This is a genomic window from Sulfuricurvum sp. PD_MW2 (genome assembly GCF_002633015.1).
Classification (GTDB): domain Bacteria; phylum Campylobacterota; class Campylobacteria; order Campylobacterales; family Sulfurimonadaceae; genus Sulfuricurvum.
Map to the genome: position 1 here is coordinate 40,424 of NZ_NSIU01000014.1, position 11,780 is coordinate 52,203.

Here is an 11,780-nt window from a genome sequence, read left to right on the forward strand (position 1 = left end):
GCGGTTCTTAGGGAATTATTCTATGGGGTGTGCGGATCACACTTGGTTGATCTCAACCGTAATGTGAACCAGCTCTTCATGAATGCTCAGCTGCTCTTTGAAGTAATCGGGCGTTACTTCTTCGTTTGTGTGCAAAGAGAGAATACATGAATATTTCCCTTTTCCTACGCGCCAAACGTGAAGGTCTGTAATGGTTGCTTTGATCGGGCTTTCATCAATGACCTCATAAATTTCGGCAACAACCGGAGCGTCCATCTCAGCATCCAATAATATACGTCCGGAATCGCGAAGCAATCCGAAAGCCCATACGCTTACCAACGCAGCTCCGACAATACCCATCATTGGATCAAGCCATGCCGCTCCCCATAGTTTTCCGCAAATGAGAGCGATGATGGCAAGAACAGACGTAGCAGCATCGGCAATAACATGCATGTAGGCAGAACGTAAATTTAGATCATGGTGATGATCATGATGGTGGTGTGTATGGTCATGACCATGATGATCATGGCTGTGCGCGTCTTTGAGCAGCCATGCGCATACAAGATTGACAATCAAACCGATGATGGCTATTTCGATAGCTTGATCATAATGGATTGGGGATGGCGATATAAGTCTCTCAACAGATTGATACAGCATCAATGCCGCAACACCAACCAAGAAAATAGCACTGGTATACCCTCCAAGCACTTCGATTTTCCAGGTGCCAAAGGCAAATCGACTGTCTTTCGCGTATCGTCGAGCCGCACTGTATGCCATAACGGAGAGTCCTAAAGCTAATGCGTGGGTTCCCATATGCCAGCCATCGGCTAAAAGGGCCATTGAGTTGTAAATCCAACCGCCCAGAATCTCTGCAATCATCATAAATGCCGTTAAGGCTACAGCAATACGGGTATTTCGCTCTGCCAGAGGGTTACCCTCGTCAAAAATATGGGAGTGATGCCAACGTTGCTCCGCGGATGAAATCTCCATAGAATTATCCCTTTTTGAAAAATTATGATACTATACCCCAGTATACTTAACGAATATTAAAAAAAAGAGAGAACCATGGCACATACAATACATACTAAGAAACAACTACTGACCCGTGTGAGACGAATCAAAGGACAAGCTGAAGCGCTGGAAAAAGCACTGAACGATGAAAAAGAGTGTTCAGCAGTACTGCAACAGATTGCGGCAGTACGGGGAGCTGTCAATGGATTAATGAACGAAGTGATCGAAGGCTATATCCGCGAACATCTAGGTGCAAATGTTCCGGAAGAACAACGAAGTGAGGACATGGAAAAACTCATCAAAGTGCTGCATTCGTATTTAAAATAAGTTTATAAATAATAATGCTTATCAGTATTGACATTTGAATCCATTTAGGTAATAATTTTGCAAGTAATTATCAAAAAGGAGTTTTCAATGAACGTTGAGAGTAAAAAAGAGAAGCTTGATAACGAGCTACATCGACTGATTCGATCGGGGCGACCATGTTAGTTGATCACAAAGAGTTTTCCAATGAGGGAAATGAAAATACGATAGAGAGCAAACTGCTGTTTAAAGACGGCTCATCCATACGGATTGTTCATGGAAATGAGGTCTATACATTGCGTATTACAAAAGCTAATAAACTGATTCTCACCAAATAAGCAGGAGATAAAAATGTCTGTATTGGTTATCGGAGGGGATAAAATCACCCGTCTTCAGTCATTATTGGTCACGTTGGGAGCAACGAAAATGCACCATTGGGATAGCCGTCGCAACTCCACATCGCACAAAGAGCTTCCGCAAAATACCGATATGGTCATAATGATGATCGATTTTTTAAAACATAACTCGATGGATCATTTCAAACGGCAAGCGAAAAAATCGAATATTCCGTTTCTTTGTGTCAAAGGGATGAGCGGATGCAGCGAATGCCAAATCCGACAAATGGTAGAAGGGATACAAGAAAAAAAATGCAATGCATCGATTTGTAAAAGGAATTGCACGTAAATAATCTGTGATATACTTTGTCTACGCAAGCCAATGCAAAACTGCTATTAGCCAGCATATTCTTTTCTAGGAGCTGTCTATGTTAAAATCTAACATCCTCAAATTACTCAACGAACAAATCGCGCTTGAAGATTATTCCGCTAACCTATATCTTGCTATGAGTTCATGGTGCGGACATCAAAAACTCTCAGGATCGGCAAAATTTCTCGAAGCACACAGTGATGATGAGCACTCGCATATGCGAAAACTTTTTACCTATGTCAATGAAACGGGTGCGATGGCACGTGTCGGAGCTATTGCCGAACCGCCATGTGAATTTTCATCGATCAAAGATGTATTTGAAAAAACGTTTGAACATGAAAAATTTATTACCGCTAAGATCAATGCATTGGTAGAAGCGTGTTTGGAAGAGAAAGATTATTCGACCTTTAATTTTCTTCAATGGTATGTGGCTGAACAGCACGAAGAGGAGCATTTGTTTCGCTCAATCCTCGATATGATGGACGTTGTCGGTCTGGATGGACGCGGGTTGTATCTCGTGGACAAAGAGATCGGAAAAATGTCTCAACTCGCATAACGCACCCTTCAGGAGGTTCTTAGAACCTCTCCCCTTCGCCTTCTTTAAATAATAATGCTTATCACTATTGACATTGAAACGGAATTCTGTTATAACTGCATTATTGAAAGTGATTATCATTAGCTAATCACAGTTAGCCAGCCAACGCTTTGGACTAAAGCCTGTAGCCAGCCACTTCCAACACTAAAGGAGTGCTTATGGCCTATCATCAGCGATTTATAACATCACGTCTTCTTCCGATCGGAGCAATGTTGCTTAGTATGAGCGCGAGTTCTGTATTGGCGGATACTAAAAACAGCGATTCCAACTCAACGCTCAAAGCGATTGACATTCAAGAGAATATCCAAATTGAGTTGCCTCGCTATCAGCCGGGGGTTTCTAAAACAGCTAAAACCGGTCAGTTGGCTCACGATGTGCCCCAAGCGATTACCGTTGTGACCAAAGAATTGTTGCACGACAAATCGGAATTTACGGTCAAAGAGGCGTTGAGCAATGTTGCGGGATTAACGTTTAATGCTGCCGAAGGGGGGCGTATTGGGGATAACATGAATCTGCGAGGGTTTTATACGTTTGGAGATTTATACCTTGACGGTATTCGTGACGTAGCGCAATATAACCGTGATACGTTCAATCTAGAGTCGGTCGACGTGTTACGCGGTGGGGCGGCAATGCTGTTTGGTCGCGGACAAGCCGGCGGGGTTATCAATCAAGTGAGTAAAGATGCTGAAGCTGAAAATTTCGGAAAACTATCGATGACGGTGGGGAACGATCAGTATAAACGTGCTTCTACCGATATCAATGTGATGCTGAATGACACAACGGCATTTCGTTTGAATGCGATGGGTATGGATGCAGGAAGTACCCGTAATGACGTTGTGAATGAATCCTACGGTGTCGCTCCGACGATAACTTTCGGACTCAATACCGATAATGAGTTCAGTATTTCCCATTTTTATCTGAATACCCATATCACTCCCGATTATGGGGTACCGTTTTATAACAAACGTCCTTTAGATGTAGATAAAAGTACATTTTACGGGTTTACAGATGATTATGAAGATAACAGAGTCAATATTACGACGCTGAGCAATGTTCATAAGTTTTCATCGGATACGCAGTTGCGCTCGGTAATTCGACATGCTGATTATCTACGTGATAACTGGGCGATTGCACCGGGCGGTTATGACAGTGTGACAGGATCGGTAAGCCGAAGTTCAAAAGGTAACGGTGCCAAAGAGAAAACCGATACATGGCAAAACGATTTTACGACCAAATTCGAAGCGCTCGGAATGAAACATGAAGTATTGGTCGGAAGTGAGTATCTTGCAGAAGAGCAGGAGAGATGGGGGCATGATGGGCTATCAGCCTATTATCCGAATATTACCGATGCCAACGGACCGGCAAACGGATTGCCTGACAGTGCTACCGGAAGATATGTCGCTAACAACGGGATCATCTATTCACGTACGAGTTCTACCGGATCATGGGCAGCACAGCTACCGAATACGTTGGAATCAGGCTCAACGCTTCCGGATGCCTATAAAGCATTTTATGGCAATAAAGAGCGCAATATGAGCGGTGGATACAAAGGGAAAACGTGGGCCGTCTATTCACAAGATGTGATTGAGTTTGTGCCGCATTGGAAAGTGATGGGGGGATTTCGCAAAGATTGGCTGAATATGGATTATCTTGATGCCAATATGAACAAAAATGGCGAACTCCATTTTAATGAGATGAGTTACCGTGCCGGTTTGTCGTACCAGCCGAGTGCGAATCAGCACTATTATCTTGCGTGGAACAACTCGTTTAACACCACCGGAGATTTGTACTCATTTTCAAACCAGTATGCACCGGAACGGAGTAAGACGTATGAATTGGGTGCGAAATGGGAACTGTTCGATGGTGATTTGTCATTACGCACCGCAATTTACCGAACGATCAAAGAGTGGGAACGCAATACCGACGTGGCGAGTGCTTCGAGTAACCCTATTTTGAGTAAAAAACGTCATACAGATGGAATTGAGCTCGAAGCGGCGGGACGTCTTAGCGACAATTGGGATATTTTCAGCGGGATTGCATTGATGGATCCTGAAGTCGATGAGGTAGCTCCCGGGAAAAGCAGTGTCTATATCGGACATCGCCCTCCAAACGCAACCGATTATACGTTTAATCTCTGGTCAACGTATAAATTGGGCGGAGGTTGGAAAATCGGCGGAGGCTGCGAAGGAAAAGGGGAACGTGCCGTTTACAGCTACGGAACCGCGACAACATTCGATCCGAATAAAGTGCCAAGCTATATCCGATACGACGGAATGGTTTCGTATACCCAAAAAGAGTATGCTCTTCAGTTGAATATCAAAAATCTACTGAATACGACCTATTATGATGCAGCTTATATCAATGGCGGTTTTGTTGTTCCGGGTATTGGACGTACCGTTCAGATCACGTTGGATTATAAATTCTTTTAAAACTCCCCGTAGGGAGTTTTGAGGGTAGAACATATCAAATGTTTTATCCTCAAAACTTTAGGCAAAGGAAACAAAATGTTACTCCACATACCCAATGTACTGACTGCTGAACAGGTAGTACGGTGCCGTGAAATTCTTACCTCTACCACATGGGTAGACGGTAATGTAACCAGCGGTACTCAGGCGGCGAAAGCCAAAAACAATTTACAGCTCCCGGAAGAGTCCGAGGCAGCGGTTGAATTGCAGAAAATCATTCTGGATGCGTTGAGCAATAACGCCCTTTTTTTTACGGCGGCATTGCCAAAGAAAATATTTCCGCCGTTATTTAATTGTTATACAGGCGAGTTTAATACGTTTGGCAATCATGTAGATAATGCCGTACGCACAATGCGAGGAGGGGGAAAACGGGTCAGAAGCGATTTGTCGTTTACACTCTTTTTCTCGGACCCGGAAGAGTATGAGGGCGGGGAACTCGTTATTGAAGATACATTTGGATCACAAGTGGTCAAACTTCCTGCCGGGGATTTGGTCCTGTATCCATCATCCAGCGTTCATCGTGTTGAACCGGTCACACAGGGGGCTCGTATTGCGTGTTTTACATGGCTTGAAAGTATGATCCGCGAGACGGATCGCCGTCGTTTATTGTTCGATTTGGACATGTCCATTATGGCATTTCGAGAACGTTTGGGAGATGATGAAGATACGGTCAAGCTCACCAGTATTTATCACAATCTGCTTCGCACGTGGGCAGATACGTAAGAAGCCTGTCGGTAAACGGACAAAAAATATACATCTTAATTTTTGGAGATAACAATGGAAGAATTAAAAATAGTAGTCGATTATGCGACAATAGGGATTTTGGGATTGATGAGTGTTATTGCTATCGGATATGGGATAGAGCGGTTCTTTTATTATAAGTCGGTCGACATCAAAGCGTATGAAACAAAAAATCGTGCCGAAGCAGAGCTTTCCAAAAATTTGACAACGATTTCCGTCATCGGATCGAACGCCCCTTATGTAGGATTATTGGGTACGGTTGCCGGTATTATGGTGGTCTTTTATGAGATCGGAAAAAGCGGAGGGATGGAGCCTTCGGCGGTAGTGATCGGTCTGTCATTGGCATTGAAAGCAACCGCATTAGGTTTATTGGTTGCGATTCCTTCCCTGATGATTTACAGCGCGTGTTTGCGAAAAGTTGATTTGTTGATGGGAGTATGGGAAGATGCGCGCGCTTAAACGGGTAGAGGGGATCAATGTCGTCCCTTTGATCGATGTTGTTTTGGTGTTGCTCGCGATCGTATTGACGATATCGACGTTTGTCGCATCGGGTGCAATCAAACTTAATCTTCCCTCATCATCGAGTGCTATCCAAACACCGGCACAAAAAATTGATATTGCCGTTGATGAAAAAGGATCGATGTTTTGGAACGGCAAAGAGGTATCGACCCAAGAGATAATCGCTCAAATCGAAACGCTCAACCAAGATTCTCAAGTAAGTATACGAGGGGATAAACGAGCACTATTTAACGATTTTATCTTTATACTTGATCGATTGAAGCTTCAAAAAATTGAAAAAATATCGATTGTGACGAAGAGGGAATCATGAAAACGTCACGCTCATTCGGGTTCTCGCTTGTTTTGCATGCACTCATTATCAGTGTAGCAGTCTTGTTTTTTTCGATTGTACCCGAAAAGGATGAGGAGGTAGTGCTTGAACTCTCTCTCAGTGCGCCCTCTGAGGAGCCCCAGCCGATGGCCAAAAATCAAATCTCACCTTCTGTGACAACCGCAATGCAGAACGTGAAGTCTTTGAATACTCCAGAACCGGTGGTAAAAGCGGTTACCGAACCGATCAAAGAAGCTATTGTTTCGGAATCAAAAGTACAAAAAGAACCGGTTGCTGTGACAAATTCGGCAGTTGTGCAACAAACGGCTTCTACCGCTACGAATAAACTGCCAGAGCCGTCAGCTCCCCCCGCACCTCCAACCGTGAATGTCGAAGAGCAATACCTCGATAATCATCTATCGGCCATACGGGATGTATTGGTTAAATACCGTAAATATCCCAATCAGGCGGTTCGTCAAAAACAAGAGGGGGATGTACGTGTCTCATTTCGTTTGAAAGCGAACGGTGAGGTAGAAGACATTACGATCATCAGCAGTTCGGGATATACGATTTTGGATGATGATGCGAAAGCGCTGATTGAAAAGACGTCGCTTTATTTTCCCCGACCTCCCAAAAGCATTCGGATTACCGTCCCTTTGAGGTACAGTTTAAAAACAGCCTAAGGGAGTCGGTTGAGATGTTGTTTGACATCGCTAAGCCGGACAAAACCGTATCCTTGCGCTTTGAGTTTGGCAATCCCTTCGATTATCCCTTCGCGCGTACCGCTTTCGGGATGATTCATGTGAAAAATCACAACATCACCGCTATGGGCGCTCTCTAACTGTTGTGCCACTTTGGGAGCACTGAACGTTGCTCCAGCATCTCCTAAAACACTGAATCCGGCAATCTCAACACCGTTTTTATGGGCAATTGCAACGGCTTGTTCGTCATAGTAGGCAGTACCGGAACGGAAAAATTTTGGACGTTTGCCGGTAATTTTTTCGATGAGTTCAGCATTTGTGTTGATCTCCCGCTCGACTTCTTCCGCAGAGGCTGTGCCGGGGATATTGTAGATGCTCTTTCCATTCACAGAGAGGGGACGATGCGCCGTTCCGTGGTTTGCGATTTCAAAGAGGGGATTTGCCGCTAGAGAAGCAAAGATTTCGGGATTGCTATGTATCCATCGTGAGTTGATAAAGAGGGTAGCAGGGATACGGTTTTCACTCAGAAATTTGATCAATTCTGCATCGTACCCAGAACTTTTTACGCTCCCTCCGCACGCATCGAATGTAAGAGCAATCTCTTTTTTAGGGGCTGAAAAGGTAGTAACGACACCGCTGACGTTTTCTCCCCATTGTTTCGGTTCATCCGCATAAAGAGAAAATGTCGCGATAGAGAAGATCATAAGCCACTTGATCATAGGAAACCTTTGTAACAATAATGTGGTATTGTATCGTACTTTGTAACTTAGAGTTTGAGTGGTGGATAAATGCCTTAAGATTGTTTTCACACCTGCTCAGATATGATATTCCTATTTTGGAAATCAATTTTATTTATTAATATTTGGACTGATCATGCCTCATAAAACCACTTATACCAAAATCGCCGCAAAAATTATTTTTATTACGATGTTTTTTACTCTGATTGCCGCTTATTTTTATGGCGAATACATGAAAAAAGACGCGATTTCCAACCTTGCTCATGTAGATGCAAAAAAAACGAGTAAACTTGTTTTCGAAACACTCTATTCGGCGATGCAGAGAGGATGGACCAAAGATGATTTAGATGAAATCATCAGCCGTCTCAATCGTGTCGATGAACATATGAAAGTCAATGTGTATCGCAGTGAAATCGTGGCTGAGCGTTTTGGAGAAATCCAAAAAGACAAGATTGCCAGGGAAGGGAATTCGGATATCGCAAAAGCGATCAACGGTTCGGAAGTTTTGAGAATACCGAATTCGGAGTACATTCAGTTTTATTATCCAGTTGTTGCGAAAGAGGCATGTTTGAAATGCCATACGAATGCAAAAGCCGGAGACGTTTTGGGGGTTATCGATGTTTCGTACCCGATTGATGACCTCAAAGTTTCTTTGAGTGACATGATTAACTTTTTTATTATCTTTATCGTTGCCTTTTCACTCATAGTCTATTTGGCAATTTTTATTGAACTCAAACAGTATCTGATTAAGCCGATCAAAAATTTTGCCAATGTCATCAAAAATATTACCATGTCAAACGACATCAAAAAACGGGTTGATGTGAATGACAATATCGAAGAGATTGACTCCATCAAAGATATCTTCAACAGTATGCTTGATTCGATCGAACATCAATTTTATTTTGACAATTTGACCGGTTTGGAAAACAGACGGATGCTGACCGAAAAATTGGATGAGAAACGTTATGCCTCTTTGATGATTATTAATATCGATTCATTTCAAGAGATTAACGATCTTTACGGTGATCAAGCCGGAGATATTATTTTGAAAGATTTTGCACAGTTTTTACGAGAGATTATGCCGGATATGGGTGGCTTGTATCGGCTGCACTCAGATGAATTTGCCCATTTGTGCGAGAGTGATATCGATATCAACGATTTTAAAAATTTTGCTTCGATGGTCAGCGAAAAGATTTCGCATAAAAGATTCGCGATTGGAGACAAGGGTGATGTCAGCATCAGCGCTACAATAGGGATCTCATACGGGTCGGAATTTTTGTTGATGAATGCGGATATCGCTCTCAAACTGGCCAAAAAGAATAAAAAGAATTTCTTGATTTATGACGATACGATGGCCATGGCAAAAGAGTATGAGAAAAATTTTGACTGGACCAAACGTCTTAAAAAAGCGATTGAAGAGGATAAAATCGTTCCGGTGTTCCAACCGATCGTCGATACGTATACCCAAACGACGGTTAAATACGAAGCATTGATGCGGATGCTCGATGATCAGGGGTTGTATATTGCTCCAATCCATTTTCTCGAACTTGCCAAGAAAAATAAACTTTATCACGAGCTCACCAAAATCATCATCGAAAAATCGTTTACCAAATTTCAGAATCTCCCTTACATGGTATCGATCAATATTTCGGTTGAAGATATTTTGAACAAAGAGATATATGGCTTTATCATAGCAAAACTTGATGAGTTCAAGATCGGCAACAAGGTGGTATTTGAGATTATAGAGTCTGAGGGGATTGAAAACTTTGATCAGGTACTCAGCTTTATTAACGACGTTAAAAAATACGGTGCCAAGATTTCGATCGATGACTTTGGAACAGGATATTCGAATTTTGAATACTTGATGAAGTTAAAAGTGGACTATATAAAAATCGACGGTTCAATGATCAAAAGTATAGACAGTGACAAGAATGCTCAAATGATTACACGATCGATTGTAAGTTTTGCTAAAAATATGGAGATCAAAACGGTTGCCGAATTCGTCCATTCGAAAAACGTCGCTGAAAAAGTCAAAGAAATGGGGGTCGATTTTTCACAAGGGTATTATTTCGGAGAACCGACCGATACGATTCGCTAAAAGCGATTATTGTGTTTTCTCTTTGACATATGATGCACCCTGATTTACTTTTCCTTTGGTCCAATCGAGCGCACTTGTTGTGTCTTCTTTTACACCGCTCCATGTAGCCGAACAACCTGCGATTGAAAATAGTAGTAACATGCTATAAACGAAAAGTTTCATAACGTCTCTCCTTGATATAAAAAAACTATCAAATATTGTAACAATTTTGGGTGTCTTTAACGGATATTATTAGAAGTTAGTATATACGAAATGTGATAAATTTTGATATTAATGCGTAAAATCTAGAATTTTTCATAAAATTAATCAAGACATTATTTGATGACAATGTGACAAAAAGTAAAAAAAATACTTACTTTTTGTCACATACTTGCAACACTTCAGTGTAATAATTTCATGTTTTATCTTTTTTCTTACTTTGCATAGCTAGTTGAGAGATAACCAATAAAGGAGCTTACACGGAATGAATTTCCTTAATAAATCTGTTATAAACAGAGTACTTTTCAGTACATTAATCTCAATATTTGTCGGTATGTCAATTTTGGCATATATGGCATCATCAAAAACGTATGATGCACTCAATGAGGCAGATGAAAAATCGATTCAAAATGAGTTAACACTTATTTTAGGTACGATTAAAACATTTAACAGTGTTGCAAAATCATCTGCAGATCAATTGGGAGGGACTTTTTCCGGAATTATTGGAAGCAATGTTGTGGTTGACCCTTCGAGAACAGTAAAAGTCGGTGAATTTGACACCCCGCTCCTTACAGCCAATGGAGAAGTTATAAATTTGAACTTTGAAAAAGTTGATCGCTTTTTAGCATTAACGAAAGGTTCAGTTGCAACTGTGTTTGTCAAACAAGGGAATGATTTTATCCGTATCAGTACCAGTCTTAAAAAAGAAGATGGCTCACGTGCTATAGGAACTAAACTAGATGTAGCTCATCCAGGGTATAAGAAAGTCCTTAACGGGGAAGAGTATGTAGGTAAGGCCAAGCTTTTCGGCAAAGATTATATGACCAAATATATTCCGATAAAACATAATGGTACTGTTATCGGTATATTGTTTATTGGTTTTGATATTACAGCTGAGTTGGAAAAGCTGATGAAAAATATTGAAAGTATCAAAATCGGAAAAACAGGATACTACTACATTGTAGACTCAAAAGAGGGCGATACTCAGGGGACATTTTTATATCACCCTACATTGAAAGGCAAAAATAATTTAGAGACCAAAGATGTCAACGGCTTTGAATTTGTCAAAGATATGATCGCTAAAAAGAATGGAGTTATTACCTACAATCTAGAAGAAGGAACTAAATTTTCTGCTTTTCAAGAATTTGATGAATGGCATTGGCTAGTTGTCGGAGGAACATATGTTGATGAAATTGAAGAAAAAGGTAATGATATCCGAAATTTGATTTTACTCATTTCAATTATTTTATTGGCTTTGGTTTCAGTTGTGATTTATGGTCTTCTTAAAAAAGCATTATCGCCATTGAATGCTATCCAAACCGGCCTCCTCTCATTCTTCCGCTTCCTGAATCGCGAGAGCACAAAAGCAGAGCTGATCGATCTAAAATCAGAAGATGAGTTCGGGCAAATGGCAAAAG

At 41.5% G+C, this 11,780-nt stretch carries 14 protein-coding genes; 11 read left to right on the forward strand and 3 right to left on the reverse strand.

The features are described 5' to 3' along the window. Positions 1–36 precede the first annotated feature (36 nt). Positions 37–969, reverse strand: a complete 933-nt coding sequence (gene dmeF, locus CJD30_RS07670; protein ID WP_294918038.1) for a CDF family Co(II)/Ni(II) efflux transporter DmeF — start codon at positions 967–969, stop codon at positions 37–39. Positions 970–1,044: 75 nt separating this feature from the next. Between dmeF and CJD30_RS07675 the strand changes: the two genes are divergently transcribed. The 9 genes from CJD30_RS07675 to CJD30_RS07715 all read left to right on the forward strand — a co-directional run bounded on the left by CJD30_RS07675 (position 1,045) and on the right by CJD30_RS07715 (position 7,311). Next, positions 1,045–1,317 carry a metal/formaldehyde-sensitive transcriptional repressor gene (locus CJD30_RS07675; RefSeq protein WP_294918039.1) on the forward strand — a complete coding sequence of 91 codons (273 nt, stop codon included), beginning with the start codon at positions 1,045–1,047 and terminating at the stop codon, positions 1,315–1,317. 155 nt (positions 1,318–1,472) lie between these two features. After that, positions 1,473–1,631, forward strand: a complete 159-nt coding sequence (locus CJD30_RS07680; protein WP_294918040.1) for a hemin uptake protein HemP — start codon at positions 1,473–1,475, stop codon at positions 1,629–1,631. A 13-nt stretch (positions 1,632–1,644) separates the two neighbouring features. Further along, positions 1,645–1,977: a DUF2325 domain-containing protein gene (locus CJD30_RS07685; RefSeq protein WP_294918041.1), complete on the forward strand. Its 333-nt coding sequence runs from the start codon at positions 1,645–1,647 to the stop codon at positions 1,975–1,977. A 79-nt stretch (positions 1,978–2,056) separates the two neighbouring features. Beyond that, positions 2,057–2,554 (forward strand): non-heme ferritin, encoded by a 498-nt coding sequence (gene ftnA, locus CJD30_RS07690; protein ID WP_294918042.1) that lies wholly within the window; start codon positions 2,057–2,059, stop codon positions 2,552–2,554. A gap of 197 nt (positions 2,555–2,751) precedes the next feature. Then, positions 2,752–5,022 (forward strand): TonB-dependent siderophore receptor, encoded by a 2,271-nt coding sequence (locus CJD30_RS07695; RefSeq protein WP_294918043.1) that lies wholly within the window; start codon positions 2,752–2,754, stop codon positions 5,020–5,022. 75 nt (positions 5,023–5,097) lie between these two features. After that, positions 5,098–5,781: a Fe2+-dependent dioxygenase gene (locus CJD30_RS07700; protein ID WP_294918044.1), complete on the forward strand. Its 684-nt coding sequence runs from the start codon at positions 5,098–5,100 to the stop codon at positions 5,779–5,781. Positions 5,782–5,835: 54 nt separating this feature from the next. Then, a complete protein-coding gene (gene exbB / locus CJD30_RS07705; protein WP_294918045.1) occupies positions 5,836–6,258 on the forward strand; it encodes a TonB-system energizer ExbB in 423 nt (140 codons plus the stop codon). Then, positions 6,245–6,628 (forward strand): biopolymer transporter ExbD, encoded by a 384-nt coding sequence (locus tag CJD30_RS07710; protein WP_294918046.1) that lies wholly within the window; start codon positions 6,245–6,247, stop codon positions 6,626–6,628. Before exbB ends, CJD30_RS07710 begins: the two co-directional genes overlap by 14 nt. Next, positions 6,625–7,311, forward strand: coding sequence for an energy transducer TonB (locus CJD30_RS07715; protein WP_294918047.1), 687 nt, complete (start codon positions 6,625–6,627; stop codon positions 7,309–7,311). The genes CJD30_RS07710 and CJD30_RS07715 overlap by 4 nt, the downstream gene beginning before the upstream one ends. Here the strand turns inward: CJD30_RS07715 and CJD30_RS07720 are convergent. Next, complete coding sequence (locus CJD30_RS07720) at positions 7,308–8,048, reverse strand: polysaccharide deacetylase family protein (RefSeq protein WP_294918048.1); 741 nt, start codon at positions 8,046–8,048, stop codon at positions 7,308–7,310. The genes CJD30_RS07715 and CJD30_RS07720 overlap by 4 nt on opposite strands. A gap of 154 nt (positions 8,049–8,202) precedes the next feature. Between CJD30_RS07720 and CJD30_RS07725 the strand changes: the two genes are divergently transcribed. After that, a complete protein-coding gene (locus CJD30_RS07725) occupies positions 8,203–10,164 on the forward strand; it encodes an EAL domain-containing protein (protein WP_294918049.1) in 1,962 nt (653 codons plus the stop codon). 6 nt (positions 10,165–10,170) lie between these two features. Here the strand turns inward: CJD30_RS07725 and CJD30_RS07730 are convergent, their stop codons facing one another. Further along, entirely contained in the window at positions 10,171–10,326 is a 156-nt protein-coding gene (locus CJD30_RS07730; protein WP_294918050.1) for a hypothetical protein, read from the reverse strand. A gap of 301 nt (positions 10,327–10,627) precedes the next feature. On the opposite strand from CJD30_RS07730, the gene CJD30_RS07735 reads away from it, so the two are divergent. Continuing rightward, positions 10,628–11,780 (forward strand): Cache 3/Cache 2 fusion domain-containing protein (locus CJD30_RS07735; protein WP_294918051.1); only part of this gene is annotated, 1,153 nt, incomplete at its 3' end.

Coding starts and splice junctions, on each gene's coding strand:
- CJD30_RS07700 (WP_294918044.1), top strand. CDS start 5,098: ATGTTACTCCACATACCCAATGTACTGACTGCTGAACAGGTAGTACGG.
- CJD30_RS07720 (WP_294918048.1), bottom strand. CDS start 8,048: ATGATCAAGTGGCTTATGATCTTCTCTATCGCGACATTTTCTCTTTAT.
- CJD30_RS07710 (WP_294918046.1), top strand. CDS start 6,245: ATGCGCGCGCTTAAACGGGTAGAGGGGATCAATGTCGTCCCTTTGATC.
- exbB (WP_294918045.1), top strand. CDS start 5,836: ATGGAAGAATTAAAAATAGTAGTCGATTATGCGACAATAGGGATTTTG.
- CJD30_RS07715 (WP_294918047.1), top strand. CDS start 6,625: ATGAAAACGTCACGCTCATTCGGGTTCTCGCTTGTTTTGCATGCACTC.
- ftnA (WP_294918042.1), top strand. CDS start 2,057: ATGTTAAAATCTAACATCCTCAAATTACTCAACGAACAAATCGCGCTT.
- CJD30_RS07675 (WP_294918039.1), top strand. CDS start 1,045: ATGGCACATACAATACATACTAAGAAACAACTACTGACCCGTGTGAGA.
- CJD30_RS07685 (WP_294918041.1), top strand. CDS start 1,645: ATGTCTGTATTGGTTATCGGAGGGGATAAAATCACCCGTCTTCAGTCA.
- CJD30_RS07725 (WP_294918049.1), top strand. CDS start 8,203: ATGCCTCATAAAACCACTTATACCAAAATCGCCGCAAAAATTATTTTT.
- CJD30_RS07730 (WP_294918050.1), bottom strand. CDS start 10,326: ATGAAACTTTTCGTTTATAGCATGTTACTACTATTTTCAATCGCAGGT.
- CJD30_RS07680 (WP_294918040.1), top strand. CDS start 1,473: ATGTTAGTTGATCACAAAGAGTTTTCCAATGAGGGAAATGAAAATACG.
- dmeF (WP_294918038.1), bottom strand. CDS start 969: ATGGAGATTTCATCCGCGGAGCAACGTTGGCATCACTCCCATATTTTT.
- CJD30_RS07695 (WP_294918043.1), top strand. CDS start 2,752: ATGGCCTATCATCAGCGATTTATAACATCACGTCTTCTTCCGATCGGA.